The sequence below is a fragment of the Pseudomonas gebzensis genome (assembly GCF_034427815.1).
Lineage (GTDB): Bacteria > Pseudomonadota > Gammaproteobacteria > Pseudomonadales > Pseudomonadaceae > Aquipseudomonas.
This window is the reverse complement of record NZ_JAXQNS010000004.1, coordinates 132,744-149,779: the sequence shown is the minus strand read 5'-3', so window position 1 is coordinate 149,779 and position 17,036 is coordinate 132,744. Positions and strand designations below refer to the sequence as shown.

Here is a 17,036-nt window from a genome sequence, read left to right as displayed (position 1 = left end):
TCAGATGAACGCTGGGTCAGACCGGCCCAGGTAGTGGCCTGACTGTGTCGCCGCAGGGGGCGAGTCGCTGTTTCAAGCGTCGAGATCAGCCACGCGAACGACGGGCCAAGCGCATGCCCAGGGCCGGCTCGGGCCCGCGCACGAATCTGAACGTTCCCCAGCACCTGGACTCAAGACCAAGACCTGTCCACGTTCCTGGAGACACCGATATGAGCACCCTCGTGACCCGTGACGGCACCGCCCTCTACTACAAGGATTGGGGCAGCGGCCAGCCTGTGTTGTTCAGCCATGGCTGGCCCCTGGATGCCGACATGTGGGACTCGCAGATGGAGTTCTTGGCCAGTCGGGGCTACCGCGCCATCGCCTACGACCGCCGTGGCTTCGGTCGTTCCAGCCAGCCGTGGGACGGCTATGACTACGACACCCTGGCTGACGACATCGCCCAGTTGATCGAGCACCTGGACCTGCAGCAGGTCACCTTGGTGGGCTTCTCCATGGGCGGCGGCGATGTGAGCCGTTATATCGGCCGCTTCGGCACCGAGCGTGTCGCTGGCCTGGTGTTGCTGGGCTCGGTCACGCCCATGCTCGGCCAGCGCGCAGACCACCCCGATGGCGTCGAAGACTCGGTGTTCGAAGACATCAAGGCCGGCGTGCGCAACGACCGCGCGCAGTTCATCAGCGATTTCGCCACCCCGTTCTATGGCCTGAACAAAGGCCAGCACGTGTCCGATGGGGTGAAGGCGCACACCCTGCACATGGCCTTGCTCGGCTCGATCCACGCCACGCTCGAATGCGTGACGGCGTTCTCGCAGACCGATTTCCGGCCAGACCTGGCCAAGGTCGATGTACCGACCCTGATCATTCATGGCGATGCCGACCAGGTAGTCCCGTTCGACATCACCGGCAAGCAGGCCGCCGAGCAGATCCGCGAGGCGCAGCTGAAGGTCTACTCAGGTGCGCCGCATGGCTTTGCGGTGACCCACGCGCAGCAGCTGAACCACGACTTGCTGGCGTTCCTGTCGCGCTGAAAGGCCAGGCACCCTCAGCCCTGGTAGCGCGCCGCCGCGCTGCTCAGGGTCTGGGCGATTTCTTCGCGCAGGCCTAGCGGCTGCTCCACCAGCACCCCCTCGCCCTGGCTGAGCAACCACCAGCGCAGCGGTAGACCGTCGCTGACCGTGGCCCGCAGGCGGTGGCCCTGCTGCAGGGCAGTGATGTGCATGTCGCGGCTGAGCGGGGTCTGGCGCAGTTGCCGGGCCAGTGCGTCGCTGATCCAGGCTTGCAGCTCCAGGCCCTGCTCGGGCGGGGCCTGCAGGGCCTCTGTGCGCAGATACCCTTGCAGGTCGAAACTGCCACGCAACTCGCTGCCCGCCGTGGCTGCCCAATGCCAGCCAAACGGGATGCTCTTGTCGTTTCGTTCGATGGGGAAGATCAGCGACAGCTCGTTGAGGTCGCGCTCGACGGTACGCTTGCTGACGTTGAAGCCTACGTCACGCAGGCTCCAGACCAGTTCGGCACTGGTGATGCCCGGCGAGCGGCTCGGCAATTGGCGCAGCAGCGCCCACTGTCGGCTGAGGGTGGCGCGGGTAGTGGCGAACGGCAAATTGAAACGTCCTTGTCTAGGCTTGCCGCAATAGCATGGCGGCAGCGGGAACGCATGGCAATTAGCCACGTCTCGCTCAGATCAAGTAACCCGCATTTGGTTGCCTGAGCGCTGTTCGTTCGCGACAGGTTTTGTCGTGACCTCACGCCAGAATCACGGTCCATCGCAGTCGAGGTCGGGGTTGCGGTTTGTTCAACGAGGATGAACATGTCACCTGCCAGCACTATCCATTCCCTGCTCGAACGCCTGTTGCCAGCGACCATCATGCCGGTCGAGGCGCGTTTCGGTCGGCGTCAGCGGCTCTTTACCGGGGTCGGACTGCCGGTGGGCGGTGTGCGCTGCGCGCTGGTGCTGCGCTTCGATGCCGGCGACGACCCACACGTCCTTTACCGTGACCTGCGCCGTGCGGCGGTGCACGGCGATGTCGCAGCGCTCACCGATCTGGGTTGGACCTGGCTCAACGGCAAGTACTGGCGCGCCGATCCGCTGCTGGCCAACCACCTGCTGCGCATGGCGGCGTTGCAAGGCTGTGCCACGGCCTGGTTCAACCTGGGGCAGCAGCACTACTTTGGCAAAGGGGTGGATATCGCCTATGCCAAGGCTGCGGAGTATTACCGTCATGCGTTCGAATGTGGCATGACCCACGCCGCCGCTGCGCTAGGCGATCTGTACGAAGAAGAAGTGTGCGATGGCGATCAGGCCTGGGCTGTCGATCCGCCGGCAGCGTACCAGTGGTTTCTGCGTGGGGCGCAGCAGGGCGATGCACGTTGCCGGTTTGAAGTCGGCTATCGCTTGCTGCATGGCGTGCAGGTCGCGGTCGATACGCGCGCAGGCCTCTACTGGCTGGAACTGGCCAGCACGGCGGGCGTGGTGCAAGCCGCCGAAGAGCTTGCGCTGCATTTCAGTCGGCGCAACGCGGCGCGCTATCGACACTGGCGAGCGCAGGCCATCGAGTTGGGCAGCCGACGGGCCGGGGGGATGGGCGTGGATGATCGGATTGGGGGGTAGGGGCCGCCAGGGTGCGGTTCAGCGCTCCAGCGAAGTCGCCTGACCTACCGCGCCGGATCTGCGAAGCCCGCCATTGAACCTGTACCTCCCTGCAGGCCTCATACCCCTGACATCGCCCGTGCACTGGGCTTGCCGCCCAGCCCCTGGCGGTTGACGGCGGGGGGACGCACAGGCGTATATTAATAGTTAGCAAACTATGAATTAAACACCGTACCCCTATGACCCTTGATTCCCTGCGCCTCAACCTCAGCAGCGGCCTGATCGTTGCCGCTCGCCAGTGGCGGCGCACGTGCCATACCGCGTTGACCGGCTATGGCATTTCCGAAGCCTGCGCCATGCCGTTGCTGATGATCGTGCGCCTGGGCGATGGCGTGCACCAGGTGGCCGTGGCCCAGGCGTCCGGCCTGGAAGGCCCGTCGCTGGTGCGCCTGCTCGACCAGTTGTGCAAAGCAGGGCTGGTCTGCCGCAGCGCCGACCCGCTCGATCGTCGCGCCAAGGCCCTGAGCCTCACTGCTGCGGGCCATGCCCTGGCCGAATCCATCGAAGCCGAGCTGGTGCGCCTGCGTCGGGAGGTGCTCAAGGGCATCGACCAGGCCGACCTGGAAGCCACCTTGCGGGTGATCCGCGCTTTCGAAGCGGCAGGTGGTCCGGCATGAAAGCATTCTTCAGCTCGGTGCCGCCCGCCCGCGACTGGTTCTACGGCGTGCGCACCTTCTCGGCGTCGATGATCGCCCTGTACATCGCCTTGCTCATGCAATTGCCACGGCCCTACTGGGCAATGGCGACCGTGTACATCGTCTCCAGCCCCTTCGTCGGCCCGACCAGCTCCAAAGCGCTGTATCGCGCGCTTGGCACCTTGCTCGGCGCTGGCGGGGCGATTCTGCTGGTGCCGCCGCTGGTGCAGTCACCCCTGTTGCTGAGCATTGCCGTGGCCCTGTGGACCGGCACCTTGCTCTACCTCTCGCTGAACCTGCGCACCGCCAACAGCTACGTGTTCATGCTGGCCGGCTACACCTTGCCGATGATCGCCCTGGTGGTGGTCGACAACCCCACTGCCGTGTTCGACGTGGCCTCTTCCCGGGCCCAGGAAATCTGCCTGGGCATCGTCTGCGCAGCGGTGGTCGGCGCAATCTTCTGGCCCCGCCGCCTGGCGCCGGTGGTGGTCGAGGCCACGGGCAAATGGTTCGCCGAGGCCCAGCGCTACAGCGGCCTCTACCTGGCGCGCGAGGCCAGTGCCGAGCAGGCCGCCGGCATGCGCGCGAGCATGGTGGCGACCTTCAACAGCCTGGAAGTGATGATCGGCCAACTCGGCCATGAGGGCGCCGGGCCGCACCTGCTGAAAAACGTGCGCGAACTGCGCGGCCGGATGATTCACCTGCTGCCGGTGACCGACGCCCTCGACGATGCCCTGTCGGCGCTCGAAGCCCGCGCACCCGAGCGCTTCGCCGAGCTGCTGCCGGCCCTGGCGCAGGCACGCCAATGGCTGCAAGCCAGCGCCGAACGCCCGTCGCTGGCACGCTGGAAATCCCTGCACGCCACCTTGGCCGAGCTGCAGCCGCACGCCGATGCACTGGCCCAGCGCGACCAGTTGCTGCTGTCCAATGCGCTGTACCGCCTGGGCGAATGGGTCGACCTCTGGCAAGACTGCTGCACCCTGCAGACGGCCTTGCGCCAGGACGATGCCACCCCCTGGCGCGCGGTCTACCGGCACTGGCGCCTGGCCCGGCTGACGCCGTTCTTTGACCGTGGCCTGATGCTGTATTCGGTGTTCTCCACCGTCACCGCGATCATCGTCGCCTGTGGCCTGTGGATCGCGCTGGGCTGGCACGATGGCGCCAGCGCCGTGATCCTGGCCTCCGTCGCGTGCAGCTTCTTCGCCGCGATGGACGATCCGGCACCGCAGATCTACCGGTTTTTCTTCTGGACCCTGATGTCGGTGATCTTCTCCAGCCTGTACCTGTTCCTGGTGCTGCCCAACCTGCATGACTTCCCCATGCTGGTGCTGGCCTTCGCCGTGCCGTTCATCTGCGTCGGCACCCTGACCGTGCAGCCGCGCTTCTACCTCGGCACGCTGCTGACCATCGTCAACACCGCCACCTTCATCAGCATCCAGGGCGCCTACGACGCCGATTTCCTGGCGTTTGCCAACGCCAACCTGGCCGGGCCCATCGGGCTGCTGTTCGCCTTCATCTGGACCTTGGTGCTGCGCCCGTTCGGCGTGGAGCTGGCGGCCAAGCGCCTGACCCGCTTCGCCTGGCGCGACATCGTCGAGATGACCGTGCCCGCGACCCTGGCCGAGCAGCGCAAGGTGGGCGTACAGATGCTCGACCGCCTGATGCAGCACTTGCCGCGCCTGTCGCAGACCGGTCAGGACACCGGCGTGGCGCTGCGTGACCTGCGCGTGGGGTTGAACCTGCTCGACCTGCTGGCGTATCTGCCGCGCGTCGGTGTAGAGGCGCGCCAGCGGGTGCAGACGGTGATCGAGGAAGTCGGCGGGCACTACGCCGCCTGCCTGCGCGCCGGTGAGCGGCTGCATGCATCGCCTGCGTTGCTGCGCAACATGGAGCGCGCCCGCCAGCGCCTGGTCCAGGAGCCGGGTGAAGAGCGGGGCGAGGCCCGTGGCCACCTGCTGCATGCCCTGAGTGGCCTGCGCCTGGCGCTGCTGCCGGGGGTGGAAGTGACGCTCGAACCGACCGAACCCCTCGATCTACCGCCTGGCCTGGAGGGCGCGCCGCTGTGATGGGTGAAGTTGATGTCAGCGGGGTGTTCCTGCCCACGCTGCTGGTGATGATGGTGTTCACCTACGTGCTGTTTCTGGGGCTGCATGCGCTGCTGGTGCGCGTGCATTTCTATCGCCTGGTCTGGCACCGGGCGCTGTTCAACGTTGCCTTGTATGCCGTGCTGCTGAGCGCGGTCGACCACTTTTGCCGAAGCCTGATGCTATGAAAAAACCGATGCTGACCCTGGGCCGTGTGGTCCTGACCTTGCTGGTCGTGACCTTCGCTGCCGTGCTCGTGTGGCAGATGGTGGGCTACTACCTGTTCGCCCCCTGGACCCGCGACGGCCATATCCGCGCCGACGTGATCCAGGTCGCCCCGGACGTTTCCGGCCTGATCCAGAAGGTCGAGGTGCGCGACAACCAGGTGGTCAAGCGCGGCGACGTGCTGTTCACCATCGACCAGGACCGCTTCCGCCTGGCCCTGCGCCATGCCCAGGCTACCTTGGGCGAGCGTCAGGAAACCCTGGCCCAGGCGGCGCGGGAAACCCGGCGTAACCGCAAGCTGGGCAACCTGGTGGCGGCGGAGCAGCTGGAAGAGAGCCAGTCCCGCGAAGCCCGCGCCCGCTCGGCGGTCAACGAGGCGCAGGTGGCGGTGGATTCCGCCCAGCTCAACCTCGACCGCTCGGTGGTGCGCAGCCCGGTGGACGGCTACCTGAACGACCGCGCGCCGCGCGATCACGAGTTCGTCACCGCAGGTCGGCCCGTGCTGGCGGTGGTCGACAGCACCTCCTACCACGTCGATGGCTACTTCGAGGAGACCAAGCTGGGCGGCATCCGCGTCGGCGATGCCGTGGACATCCGTGTGATGGGCGACGACACCCGCCTGCGCGGCCATGTGCAGAGCTTTGCCGCTGGCATCGAAGACCGCGACCGCAGCAGCGGCAGCAACCTGCTGCCCAACGTTAACCCGGCGTTCAGCTGGGTGCGCCTGGCGCAGCGTATCCCCGTGCGCATCGCCTTCGACGACGTGCCGCCCGATTTCCACATGATCGCCGGGCGCACCGCCACGGTGTCCATCCTCGAGAGGCAGCAGCCATGAAGCAGTGGATGCTGCTGGGGCTGGCGCTGTCGCTGGGTGCCTGTACCACCGTCGGCCCTGACTACGAAGTGCCCAAGGACGCCGCCGTGCAGCGCAACGACCTCAACGGCCCGCTGCGCCAGGACGCCGACAGTGTGGTGTCGGCGCCGGTGCCGGAAAACTGGTGGCGGCTGTACCAGGACCGCCACCTCGATGCGCTGGTGCAACAGGCCCTGGCCGCCAACACCGACCTGCGCGTGGCGGCGGCGAACATCGCCAAGGCCCGCGCCCAGGTGGACATCGCCGAATCCCGCGGCGGCTTCGACGCAGGCGTGAAGCTCGGTGCGCAGCGCTTGCAGGAGTCTGGCGAGGCGTTCTTGCAGCCGGAAAAAGTGCCGGTCGGCAACGTTGCCGACGCCGTCATCAGCGCCTCCTACCAGTTCGACCTGTGGGGCACCTTCAAGCGCGGCACCGAGGCGGCCAAGGCCAATGCCGACGCCGTGCAGGCCGCCGCCGACACCGCGCGCATCACCCTGGTGGCGGATGTGGTCAAGGCCTACACGCAAGTGTGCTCGGCCAACGAGGAGTACCACATTGCCCGCGAGTCGCTGGATCTGCAGGAGCAGAGCGTGCAGCTCAACCAGCGCCTGCGCGATGCCGGCCGGGGCGATGAAACCCAGGTGACCCGCTCGCAAACCCAGTTCAAGTCTTTGCGCGCAGAGCTGCCGCGCTTCAAGGCCGAGCGTGAGACCGGCCTGTACACGCTCGCCGCGCTGCTGGCCAAGCCCGTCGAGCAACTGCCGGCGGGCGTAGCCGACTGCGCCGAGCTGCCGCACCTTACGCAGCTGGTTCCGGTCGGCGACGGCGCCGCGCTGCTCAAGCGCCGGCCTGATGTGCGCCAGGCCGAACGGCAGCTTGCCGCTGCCACCGCCAACATCGGTGTGGCCACTGGCGCGTTGTACCCGGACATCAGTTTCGGCGCGCAGATCGGCACCATCGGCCTGGTGGAGAACCTCGGCAAACCCGCCACCAATCGCTGGGGCTTCGGCCCGCAGGTCAGCTGGAGCATCCCCACCAATGGCACCCGCGCGCGGATTCGCGAGGCCGAAGCCTCGACGCAAGGTGCGCTCGCGCATTTCGATGGTGTGGTGCTCAACGCGGTGCGTGAGACCCAGACCCGGCTCGCGCAGTACAGCGCGTTGCTGGAGCGGCGTGAGGCGCTGATGGACGCCGAGCAATCGGCCAAGGACGCGGCGGATCAGACGCACCGGTTCTATCAGGCCGGGCGCGCTTCGTTCCTCGCGGATCTGCAGGCAACCCGTACGTACACCGACATGCGCGCGCAGTTGGCGGCGGCGGATGCGCAGGTGGCGATGGGGCAGGTGGGGGTGTTTTTGGCGTTGGGTGGGGGGTGGAAGGAGCCGGGTGCGGCGCCTTGAGCACTGTTCAGCGTGCGCTCGTGATTGGACCAGTGCGCCGTCCAAGGCGAGTGATGGATAACGCATATACCTTTCTGCTGTTTTACCTCAGATATACGTTTTTATGGATGAAACGACTAGCTCATCAACTGTTTCTGAGTAATAAAATTCGCGGATCCAGGTGGACGAGATCATGTGAAAATCCTTACATTTAGGTTGACCCCGATAGGGTGTGCCTATAGAATCGCAAATTATTGCGATTCTATAGGCACACCCTATCGGGGTCAGTGTTGAATTTCGTTTCTTCTGTGCTACCTTCCACTCACAGCTCAGCACCGCTCGCAGGATATTTTTAGCCCTGTCCAGCAGTCCTGAGTTTTTTTATGTCTAAAGGAAAGGCAATGAAGACAGCGGCTGTGCTGATTGATGGCGGTTACTTTGACCGAAGAGTCAATTTTTTCAGGCGGAAGTATTTCAATGATACCCCGTTCACCGCGAGGCAGCTCCAAGACGTAACGAACGCGATCGTTGTCGCCCATCTGCGAAAATTCAAAAGCACGCTCTACAGAACTTATTTCTACGATTGCCCGCCTCTGGACAAAAGTCTTCGGTATGCAATGCCGGACAGTCCGGGCGAACAGGCTCGTACTTGGACGACCAAGAAGCACCCTCCGTATGTCCTGAAGAATGAATTTCATGACCTGCTAAGAAAAAGTCGCAAGACAGCTCTGCGCCTAGGTTTGCTGTCGGCTTCAGGCGAGTGGAATCTCACTAGCCATGCTTTGAAAGCTCTTCTTAGTGGTGAGCGTAAGTGGACCGACATTTCGAAAGATGACTTCTATTACAACGTTACTCAGAAAATGGTCGATACCAAACTAGGCGTTGACATCTCAAGTCTGGCTCTTAAGAAGCAGGTAGATACTATCATTCTGATTGCTGGCGATTCTGATTTCGTACCTGCGGCCAAAATGGCCCGAAAGGAAGGAGTCGATTTTATTCTTGATCCTTTGTGGGGTAATACCACTAGCACTCTCACAGAACATGTTGATGGGCTCCACTCACCAGATCTTGTAAGCATTATCAGCGCAGCTCTGAAAGCGCCCCCTTCAGTTCGCCCAGCTTGGTGGCGTGAGCCGCAGGCCGCGAATGAGCCGGTGATGCCCGAGTCACCGCCTGCAGCGCTTGACGACTAGTGTCTCGAGATTTTAGGTAGAGCCTAATAGCGCCTATGCCCCGCCAGAGGCGTCAGTGTTCCTGCGTATCTTCATGTAGGAAGACATAATCCTGTTCTAGCTATGCCGGTACGGCGAGGAATTATTCCGCATCGCTGCGCTTAAGAATTATCCTACAAGCGTTGCCGATTTTTCCGATTGAGTATGGCTTTAGGGGAGGCTAGTTTGCCCCGGTCGTCTCGATGGATGACAGGGTGTGAGAACCTTTCGTAAATATGTCGGCAGTGATGTCATGGCAGCCGTGCGCGGGCAGACTTTGGTCTGGCCGGGTTTCCCTATTTACCGGTTTCTCACCCCGCGTACGGCTGCCACCCTTATCTCGTGAGAAAGGTGTCGATGGCAGTTCCTTAACCAAATTGGGAGCTGTGCAATGAAAAAGATCGTCCCCGACCCGCCGCCTTCCCCCGTAACGTTTCCTCCCCACCTCAGCGCCCGAGAAGCCTTGGCCTGCGCCGACACCCTGCTCAAAGATATCTACGAGGCCGCCGAGGCTTACCGTCGCCAGCGGCCTGGCAAGTCGGCCAAGGCTATCGACTCGGTGATGGACTCAACGCTGATCGCCGCTGCACTGCTGATGCACGCTTCGCAAACGCTGTAAGCGAAACGCTTGCACCTGTAAAGACGCCCGAGGCTGAGCGCATCGGGCGTTTTGGCGTCTGCTCCGCTGCCCAGTGAGAAATCCCTGTCGGTCCATCGGCGGGCAGTTTGGTGCTGATGTTGACGGGCTCTGAGCTGCGCTGCATCAGTCAGATGACTGGCCAGCTACGCCGGCATATCCAGGCCTGGCGCGGCATGTATGAGCATTGGCCGAGAAACGCCATAATGCCCACCTCATTCGCAGAGCAAAGAAAGCCCCCATGCGCATCTGGATCGACGCCGACGCCTGCCCACGCCCCGCCCGCGACCTGGTGGTGAAATTCGCCCTCAAACGCAAGTTGCAGGTGGTCATGGTGGCCGGCCAGGCCGTGGCCAAACCTGCTTTCGCCATCGTGCAGCTGATCGTGGTGCCCAGCGGTATGGACGCGGCAGACGACTATCTCGTGGAGCACGCGTTACCCGGCGAACTGGCCATCTGCAGCGACGTACCGCTGGCTGATCGCTTGGTGAAAAAAGGCGTGGCAGCGCTCGACCCGCGGGGCCGGGAGTTCGATGAGCGAAACATGGGCGACCGCCTTGCCGCACGCAATCTGTTCACCGAATTGCGTGAGCAAGGCCAGGTCGGGGGCGGGCAGGCGGCGTATGGGGAGAAAGACAAGCAGGCCTTCGCCAACGCGCTGGACCGCATCCTGACGCGTCTGACGAGAGCCTGAACAACGCGGTTACTGATCGTCTTCGTGAGTGATTTCCAGCACCCGGTCGACCAGCTTGTAAATGCCGCTGGCGGCATCGCTGATGTTGGTGGCCACCATGTAGGCAGGGGTGGTCACCAGCTTGCGCTGCACATCCTCGACGATGTCGTGCACATCGCACTCTTCATGGGTGCCGCCCATCTTCACCACCGCTTCGCTGGTGTCCGGGTCGTTGCCGATGGTGCAGACCACGCCAGGGCCGTAGATCTTCGCCGCCAGGGCAGGGGAGATGCAGATCAGGCCGACCGGTTTGCGGGCGGCGGCAAAGGCTTCGGCCAGGCGCAGCACGTCGGGGTTGACGGTGCAGTCAGTGCCTTTGACGGCGAAGTCCGACAGGTTCTTCGCCGCGCCAAAACCGCCCGGTACGATCAGCGCGTCGAAGTCCTCGACCTTGGCTTCACGCACATCCCTCACTTCGCCACGGGCGATGCGCGCCGATTCCACCAGCACGTTGCGCTGCTCTGGCATTTCTTCGCCGGTGAGGTGGTTGATCACATGCATCTGCGCCACATCCGGCGCAAAGCACTGAACCTGCGCGCCACGTTGGTTCAGGCGCAGCAGGGTGATCACGCTTTCATGGATTTCGGCGCCGTCGTAGACGCCGCAGCCGGACAGGATCACCGCAACTTTCTTTTGGGTCATGTGTATCTCCAGGGCAAGGCGCTGACGGACATGAGGTTTGGAACGCAAACGGGGAAGGGTGTTCCGTCGTGCGCAGTCAGCGCTGCTCGTGCTCGGCGTCTGGATCAGGGCGTTTGGGGCGGGTGTCTTCGGCTGTGGCCAGGGCCAGCGCAGCGGCGGCGCGTTCGGCGCGTTCGGCCCGCTGGTTGCGGAAGTAGCGACGCAACCAAAGGCCCAGGCCGAGCACCAGCAGGGTACCCAGCACCCACAGCTCGTACCGCTTCACGTTGCCCAGCAGGCCTTCGAGGATGGCGCCGAAGTGGTACGCGGCAGCCCCCAAGGCGAGCGCCCAGACCGCAGCGCCAATGCCGTTGAGCAGCAGGTAGCGGCGCGGCGGGTAGCCCGACAGGCCAATGGCCACCGGCATCACGGTACGCAGGCCATAAACGAAGCGGAAGCTCAGCACCCAGATGTCGGGGTGGCGGCGGATGTGGTCCAGCGCCTTGTCGCCCATCGCTTGCCAGCGCGGTTTGCGTGCCAGAATGGCGCGGCCATGGCGTCGACCCATGAAATACCAGAGCTGATCGCCGGCATAGCTGCCGAAGAAGGCCACCACGACCACCAGCGAGATGTCCATGTAACCGCGGAACGCAAGAAATCCCGCAAGCACCAGGATGGTCTCACCTTCAAAAAACGTGCCGAGAAATAGGGCGAAGTAGCCAAAATCGTGCAGGAATTGTTGAAGCATCGTGTTGGGGTGCTGGCGAAATGAACGCGCAGCCTACCCCTTAGTGCGCGTGGGGGAAAGTGTCCAAATGTGTCTCGACGTGAACAATTCCTACAGCACCAGTGCCTGCGTCCTCAGGTCGCAGGGTTGCTCTTCCCTGTCACACAGGGGTCATAATGGGCGCTTATAACTGTCGCGCTCGCCCGCCTGCGCGGGCTCAGGAGTCTGCCGTGAGCTTTACCCCCGCCAACCGTCTGTTTCCTGCCACCCGTCTGCGCCGCAATCGCCGGGACGAATTCTCCCGGCGCCTGGTGCGCGAAAACGTCCTGACCGTCGATGACCTGATCCTTCCGGTGTTCGTCCTCGACGGTGAACATCGCCGCGAAAGCATCCCGTCCATGCCGGGCGTGGAGCGTCTGTCCATCGACCTGCTGCTCGAAGCGGCTGAAGGCTGGGTGGAGCTGGGTATTCCGGCGCTGGCGCTGTTCCCGGTGACCCCGGTCGAGAAGAAGACCCTCGACGGCGCCGAAGCCTGGAACCCGGACGGCATCGCCCAGCGTGCCACCCGCGCCCTGCGTGAACGCTTCCCGGAGCTGGGCGTGATCACCGACGTCGCCCTGGACCCGTTCACCACCCATGGCCAGGACGGCATCCTCGACGAAGACGGCTATGTGCAGAACGACATCACCGTTGACGCACTGGTGCGTCAGGCGCTGTCCCATGCAGACGCTGGTGCGCAAGTCGTGGCGCCCTCGGACATGATGGACGGCCGCCTGGGCGCCATTCGCGAAGCCCTGGAAGTGGCCGGCCACGTCAATGTGCGCATCATGGCCTACTCGGCCAAGTATGCCAGCGCCTATTACGGTCCGTTCCGCGACGCAGTGGGCTCGGCGCTGAACCTGGGCAAGGCCAACAAGGCCTCGTACCAGATGGATCCGGCCAACAGCGACGAGGCCCTGCATGAAGTGGCCACCGACCTGGCCGAAGGCGCCGACATGGTCATGGTCAAGCCGGGCATGCCCTATCTGGACATCGTTCACCGGGTCAAGACCGAGTTCAAGGTGCCGACCTTCGTGTATCAGGTCAGCGGTGAGTACGCCATGCACAGGGCCGCCATCGACAATGGCTGGCTCAGCGAGGCGGTGATTCTCGAGTCGTTGACTGCTTTCAAACGGGCGGGTGCCGATGGCATCCTCACCTACTTCGCCGTGCGTGCCGCGCAAATGCTCAGAGGGCAGTAAGCCCCACCGGTACCGGCACACGGGCCGTTCTCACAGGAACAACAGATGAATAATGAAGTGCTGAGCGCTGCTGATCTCAAAGGAGCAGAGGCAGTGATCGAAGAACTGGTACAGACCCCACCGGACCTGGCGGTGCCGCCCGAGCCTGTGGCCGAAGCCGCGCCCGTGGCGCCCGCCCCGGCGATCAGCGTGCCAAGCCTGGACGACAGCAGCCTGTACATTCATCGCGAGCTCTCGCAGCTGCAGTTCAACATCCGCGTGCTGGAGCAGGCGCTGGACGAGAGCTATCCGCTGCTGGAGCGTCTGAAGTTCCTGCTGATCTTCTCCAGCAACCTCGATGAGTTCTTCGAGATTCGTGTGGCCGGCCTGAAGAAGCAGATTACCTTCGCCCGTGAGCTGGCCGGCGCCGATGGCCTGCAACCGCACCAGGCCCTGGCGCGGATCAGCGAGCTGGTGCACATCGAGGTGGATCGTCAGTACGCGATCCTCAACGATGTCCTGCTGCCAGAAATGGAAAAGCACCAGATCCGCTTCATCCGCCGGCGCTACTGGACGCCCAAGCTCAAGGCCTGGGTACGCCGCTATTTCCGCGACGAAATCGCGCCGATCATCACCCCCATCGGCCTCGACCCGACGCACCCGTTCCCGCTGCTGGTGAACAAGAGCCTGAACTTCATCGTCGAGCTGGAAGGGGTCGATGCGTTTGGCCGTGATTCTGGCCTGGCCATCATTCCGGCGCCGCGTTTGCTGCCGCGGGTGATCCGCGTGCCGGAGGAAGTCGGTGGGCCGGGGGCCAACCATGTGTTCCTGTCGTCGATGATCCACGCCCACGCCGATGACCTGTTCCAGGGCATGAAGGTAAAAGGCTGCTATCAGTTCCGCCTGACTCGAAACGCCGACCTGGCGCTGGACTCCGAAGACGTCGAAGACTTGGCCCGCGCCTTGCGCGGCGAGCTGTTCTCACGCCGTTACGGTGATGCCGTGCGCCTGGAAGTGGCCGACACCTGCCCGAAACAGCTGTCCGACTACCTGCTCAAGCAATTCAGCCTGAGCGAGAGCGAGCTGTATCAAGTCAATGGCCCGGTCAACCTGACCCGTCTGTTCAGCATCACTGGCCTGGACAGCCACCCGGAGCTGCAATACACCCCGTTCACCCCGGCGATTCCGAAAATTCTGCAAAACGCCGATAACATTTTCAGTGTGATCAGCAAGCAGGACGTGCTGCTGATGCACCCGTTCGAATCCTTCACCCCCGTGGTCGACCTGCTGCGCCAGGCGGCGAAAGACCCGCACGTGCTGGCGGTGCGCCAGACCCTGTACCGTAGCGGCGCCAACTCGGAAATCGTCGACGCGCTCGTCGATGCCGCGCGCAACGGCAAAGAGGTCACTGCGGTGATCGAGCTGCGCGCACGGTTCGACGAAGAGTCCAACCTGCAGATGGCCAGCCGCCTGCAGGCCGCCGGTGCGGTGGTGATCTACGGCGTGGTCGGCTTCAAGACCCACGCCAAGATGATGCTGATCCTGCGTCGCGAGCAGGGTGACATCGTTCGCTACGCCCACTTGGGTACCGGCAACTACCACGCCGGCAACGCCCGTCTGTATACCGACTACAGCATGCTGACCTCCGACGCCGCGCTGACCGAAGACGTGGGCCGGTTGTTCAGTCAGCTGATCGGCATGGGCAAGACGCTGCGCATGAAGAAGCTGCTGCACGCCCCATTCACCCTGAAGAAAGGCATGCTGGACATGATCGCCCGGGAAACCCAGTTCGCCCTGGACGGCAAACCCGCGCACATCATTGCCAAGTTCAACTCGCTGACCGACGCCAAGATCATCAAGGCGCTGTACAAGGCCAGCCAGTCAGGGGTGCGGATCGATCTGGTAGTGCGCGGCATGTGCTGCCTGCGCCCCGGCATTGCCGGTGTGTCGCACAACATTCAGGTGCGCTCGATCATCGGGCGCTTCCTGGAGCACACACGGGTGTTCTACTTCCTCAATGGCGGTGAAGAGCAGATCTACCTGTCCAGCGCCGACTGGATGGAGCGCAACCTCGACAAGCGTGTCGAGACCTGCTTCCCGGTGGAGGGCAAGAAGCTGCTGCTGCGGGTCAAGAAGGAGCTGGAAAGCTACCTCACCGACAACACCCATGCCTGGATTCTGCAGCCCGACGGCCGCTACGTGCGGAGCACGCCGACGGGCAACCAGAACTCGCGCAATGCCCAGGCGACCCTGCTCGAGCGCCTGAGCAACCCGGTGCTCAACGTACGCTGAGGACGAAGCCGACCCGGGTCAGCCACTCTGCCTCGTTGGCGAAGTCGGCCTGGGTCAGCGGGTGCTGCTCCAGCCAGCCATCGGGGAAAATCACGTCGAGGCTGTTGTTGCCGGCCTGCAAGGTCACGGTCGGCATCTTCTGCGTACCACGAATGTGGTGGAAGAGGATGGCGAAACGCAGCAGCACGCACAGACGAATCAGCTGCACGCTTTCCTCGGCGAAGTCGGCGAAGCGATCCTTGGGGATGTTGCGGCGGTGGCCGCGCACCAGCAGCGCCATCATCTGTTGGTCTTCGCGGGAGAAACCGGCGAGGTCCGAGTGCTCGATCAGGTACGCACCGTGCTTGTGGTAATGGTAGTGGGCGATGTCCAGGCCCACTTCATGCACCTTGGCCGCCCAGCCGAGCAGATCCCGCCAGTTCCCCTCTTCGAGCTGCCATGACGCAGCGACCTGATCGAACGCATGCAAAGCCTTGCGCTCGACCCGTGCCGCCTGACCGTGATCGACGTGGTAGCGCTCCATCAATGAATTGAGGGTGCGTTCACGGACGTCTTCGTGGTGATGGCGACCAAGCAGGTCAAACAGCACGCCTTCGCGCAGGGCACCGTCGCAGTGCTCCATGCGCGCCAGTTCCAGGGCGTCGAAGATGGCCTCGAGAATGGCCAGGCCGGCGGGGAAAATCGCCCGGCGGTCGGATTTGACGCCGTCGAAGTCGATCTTGTCGGTGTCACCCAGCTTGAACAGCTTGCGCTTGACCCACGCCAGGCCTTCGGCGTTGACCTCGCCATTGCCCAGACCGCCAGCCTTGATGGCGGCGCCGATGGCGCGGATGGTGCCGGACGAACCGATGGCTTCGTCCCAGGTCAGGCGGTGCAGGGCGTTCTCGATGCTCATCAGCTCAAGGCGCGCGGCAGTGTAGGCCTGCGCATAACGTGCCGGGGTGATCTTGCCATCGCGGAAATAGCGTTGGGTGAAGCTCACGCAGCCCATTTGCAGGCTTTCACGCAGCAACGGCTCGAAACGCTGGCCGATGATGAACTCGGTGCTGCCACCGCCGATGTCGGCGACCAGGCGTTTGCCCGGGGTGTCAGCCAAGGTGTGCGAGACGCCCAGATAGATGAGGCGAGCTTCTTCGCGGCCGGAGATCACTTCCACCGGGTGGCCGAGAATGGCCTCTGCACGCTGGATGAACACGGCGCGGTTGCGGGCTTCACGCAGGGCGTTGGTGCCGACGATACGCACCGAGCCGGTGGGCATGCCCTGGATCAGCTGGGCGAAGCGCTTGAGGCACTCCAGGCCGCGTTGCATGGCTTCTTCGCTGAGCAGGCGGTCCTCACTGATGCCGGCGGCGAGCTGCACTTTTTCGCCCAGGCGTTCGAGAATGCGGATTTCGGTGTGATGAGCCTTGGCCACTACCATGTGAAAACTGTTGGAGCCCAGGTCGATGGCGGCGATCAACGACAGGCTCTTCGCGTTTGTATGCGGCATGATCAGGAAATTCTCGGTCGATAACCCGGCAATCGTGACACGATCGTTGGCCGTCGCCAACGCGCGAGACGCCAGGGCTTGATGCAGGACAACGGCCAAAGGGCCGTGGGGTCGTTCATCACCCTAGCTGCAAGGCAGTGGATGCGCCTGTGCGCAGGGGGTCGAACGGACAATAGGTCAGGCCTGTGACAGTCCTGTGACCGATTCGATTCGTCGGCTCTTGCCTGATCATAGTGACAGTCAATCGGCCGTAGCTTCCTGTAAAACGTGGGGCCAGCTATGA

16 protein-coding genes are annotated in these 17,036 nt (G+C 63.6%); 12 read left to right on the top strand and 4 right to left on the bottom strand.

All coding sequences use genetic code 11. The annotated features are described in order from the left end of the window. The first annotated feature begins 209 nt into the window (after window positions 1–209). Entirely contained in the window at window positions 210–1,028 is an 819-nt protein-coding gene (locus tag SJI00_RS09620) for an alpha/beta fold hydrolase (RefSeq protein ID WP_322461499.1), read from the top strand. A 14-nt stretch (window positions 1,029–1,042) separates the two neighbouring features. Here the strand turns inward: SJI00_RS09620 and SJI00_RS09615 are convergent, their stop codons facing one another. Further along, window positions 1,043–1,600, bottom strand: a complete 558-nt coding sequence (locus SJI00_RS09615) for a WCX domain-containing protein (RefSeq protein ID WP_322461498.1) — start codon at window positions 1,598–1,600, stop codon at window positions 1,043–1,045. 207 nt (window positions 1,601–1,807) lie between these two features. On the opposite strand from SJI00_RS09615, the gene SJI00_RS09610 reads away from it, so the two are divergent. The 9 genes from SJI00_RS09610 (at window position 1,808) to SJI00_RS09570 (ending at window position 10,365) form a co-directional block, all read left to right on the top strand. Further along, on the top strand, window positions 1,808–2,608 hold the full coding sequence (locus SJI00_RS09610; protein ID WP_322461497.1) for a tetratricopeptide repeat protein: 801 nt from the start codon (window positions 1,808–1,810) through the stop codon (window positions 2,606–2,608). Between the two features lie 218 nt (window positions 2,609–2,826). After that, window positions 2,827–3,264 carry a MarR family winged helix-turn-helix transcriptional regulator gene (locus tag SJI00_RS09605; protein WP_322461496.1) on the top strand — a complete coding sequence of 146 codons (438 nt, stop codon included), beginning with the start codon at window positions 2,827–2,829 and terminating at the stop codon, window positions 3,262–3,264. Further along, complete coding sequence (locus tag SJI00_RS09600) at window positions 3,261–5,348, top strand: FUSC family protein (RefSeq protein ID WP_322461495.1); 2,088 nt, start codon at window positions 3,261–3,263, stop codon at window positions 5,346–5,348. Before SJI00_RS09605 ends, SJI00_RS09600 begins: the two co-directional genes overlap by 4 nt. After that, window positions 5,348–5,554 carry a DUF1656 domain-containing protein gene (locus SJI00_RS09595; protein ID WP_416221018.1) on the top strand — a complete coding sequence of 69 codons (207 nt, stop codon included), beginning with the start codon at window positions 5,348–5,350 and terminating at the stop codon, window positions 5,552–5,554. Before SJI00_RS09600 ends, SJI00_RS09595 begins: the two co-directional genes overlap by 1 nt. Beyond that, on the top strand, window positions 5,551–6,426 hold the full coding sequence (locus SJI00_RS09590; protein ID WP_322461493.1) for an HlyD family secretion protein: 876 nt from the start codon (window positions 5,551–5,553) through the stop codon (window positions 6,424–6,426). Before SJI00_RS09595 ends, SJI00_RS09590 begins: the two co-directional genes overlap by 4 nt. Next, window positions 6,423–7,844, top strand: a complete 1,422-nt coding sequence (locus SJI00_RS09585; RefSeq protein WP_322461492.1) for an efflux transporter outer membrane subunit — start codon at window positions 6,423–6,425, stop codon at window positions 7,842–7,844. Before SJI00_RS09590 ends, SJI00_RS09585 begins: the two co-directional genes overlap by 4 nt. Window positions 7,845–8,224: 380 nt before the next feature. After that, the gene (locus SJI00_RS09580; protein ID WP_322461491.1) at window positions 8,225–9,016 is read left to right on the top strand and encodes an NYN domain-containing protein; all 792 of its coding nucleotides are present in this window, start codon (window positions 8,225–8,227) and stop codon (window positions 9,014–9,016) included. Between the two features lie 409 nt (window positions 9,017–9,425). Then, on the top strand, window positions 9,426–9,653 hold the full coding sequence (locus SJI00_RS09575) for a hypothetical protein (protein ID WP_322461490.1): 228 nt from the start codon (window positions 9,426–9,428) through the stop codon (window positions 9,651–9,653). 259 nt (window positions 9,654–9,912) lie between these two features. Further along, window positions 9,913–10,365, top strand: a complete 453-nt coding sequence (locus SJI00_RS09570) for a YaiI/YqxD family protein (protein WP_322461489.1) — start codon at window positions 9,913–9,915, stop codon at window positions 10,363–10,365. Between the two features lie 9 nt (window positions 10,366–10,374). On the opposite strand, the gene elbB is transcribed toward SJI00_RS09570, so the two are convergent. Next, window positions 10,375–11,046 (bottom strand): isoprenoid biosynthesis glyoxalase ElbB, encoded by a 672-nt coding sequence (gene elbB, locus SJI00_RS09565; protein WP_322461488.1) that lies wholly within the window; start codon window positions 11,044–11,046, stop codon window positions 10,375–10,377. Window positions 11,047–11,122: 76 nt separating this feature from the next. Continuing rightward, a complete protein-coding gene (locus SJI00_RS09560) occupies window positions 11,123–11,773 on the bottom strand; it encodes a DedA family protein (protein ID WP_322461487.1) in 651 nt (216 codons plus the stop codon). Between the two features lie 209 nt (window positions 11,774–11,982). Here SJI00_RS09560 and hemB point away from each other — a divergent pair, with 209 nt between their 5' ends. Together hemB and ppk1 are read left to right on the top strand one after the other, a co-directional pair. Beyond that, window positions 11,983–12,993, top strand: a complete 1,011-nt coding sequence (gene hemB / locus SJI00_RS09555) for a porphobilinogen synthase (protein WP_322461486.1) — start codon at window positions 11,983–11,985, stop codon at window positions 12,991–12,993. Between the two features lie 45 nt (window positions 12,994–13,038). Continuing rightward, window positions 13,039–15,264, top strand: a complete 2,226-nt coding sequence (ppk1, locus tag SJI00_RS09550; RefSeq protein WP_322461485.1) for a polyphosphate kinase 1 — start codon at window positions 13,039–13,041, stop codon at window positions 15,262–15,264. Here ppk1 and ppx read toward each other — a convergent pair. After that, on the bottom strand, window positions 15,251–16,753 hold the full coding sequence (gene ppx, locus SJI00_RS09545) for an exopolyphosphatase (protein WP_322461484.1): 1,503 nt from the start codon (window positions 16,751–16,753) through the stop codon (window positions 15,251–15,253). The genes ppk1 and ppx overlap by 14 nt on opposite strands. Window positions 16,754–17,036 lie beyond the last annotated feature (283 nt).

Coding starts and splice junctions, on each gene's coding strand:
- SJI00_RS09600 (WP_322461495.1), top strand. CDS start 3,261: ATGAAAGCATTCTTCAGCTCGGTGCCGCCCGCCCGCGACTGGTTCTAC.
- ppk1 (WP_322461485.1), top strand. CDS start 13,039: ATGAATAATGAAGTGCTGAGCGCTGCTGATCTCAAAGGAGCAGAGGCA.
- SJI00_RS09570 (WP_322461489.1), top strand. CDS start 9,913: ATGCGCATCTGGATCGACGCCGACGCCTGCCCACGCCCCGCCCGCGAC.
- SJI00_RS09620 (WP_322461499.1), top strand. CDS start 210: ATGAGCACCCTCGTGACCCGTGACGGCACCGCCCTCTACTACAAGGAT.
- SJI00_RS09590 (WP_322461493.1), top strand. CDS start 5,551: ATGAAAAAACCGATGCTGACCCTGGGCCGTGTGGTCCTGACCTTGCTG.
- elbB (WP_322461488.1), bottom strand. CDS start 11,046: ATGACCCAAAAGAAAGTTGCGGTGATCCTGTCCGGCTGCGGCGTCTAC.
- SJI00_RS09595 (WP_416221018.1), top strand. CDS start 5,348: ATGGGTGAAGTTGATGTCAGCGGGGTGTTCCTGCCCACGCTGCTGGTG.
- ppx (WP_322461484.1), bottom strand. CDS start 16,753: ATGCCGCATACAAACGCGAAGAGCCTGTCGTTGATCGCCGCCATCGAC.
- SJI00_RS09580 (WP_322461491.1), top strand. CDS start 8,225: ATGAAGACAGCGGCTGTGCTGATTGATGGCGGTTACTTTGACCGAAGA.
- SJI00_RS09560 (WP_322461487.1), bottom strand. CDS start 11,773: ATGCTTCAACAATTCCTGCACGATTTTGGCTACTTCGCCCTATTTCTC.
- SJI00_RS09610 (WP_322461497.1), top strand. CDS start 1,808: ATGTCACCTGCCAGCACTATCCATTCCCTGCTCGAACGCCTGTTGCCA.
- SJI00_RS09585 (WP_322461492.1), top strand. CDS start 6,423: ATGAAGCAGTGGATGCTGCTGGGGCTGGCGCTGTCGCTGGGTGCCTGT.
- SJI00_RS09605 (WP_322461496.1), top strand. CDS start 2,827: ATGACCCTTGATTCCCTGCGCCTCAACCTCAGCAGCGGCCTGATCGTT.
- SJI00_RS09575 (WP_322461490.1), top strand. CDS start 9,426: ATGAAAAAGATCGTCCCCGACCCGCCGCCTTCCCCCGTAACGTTTCCT.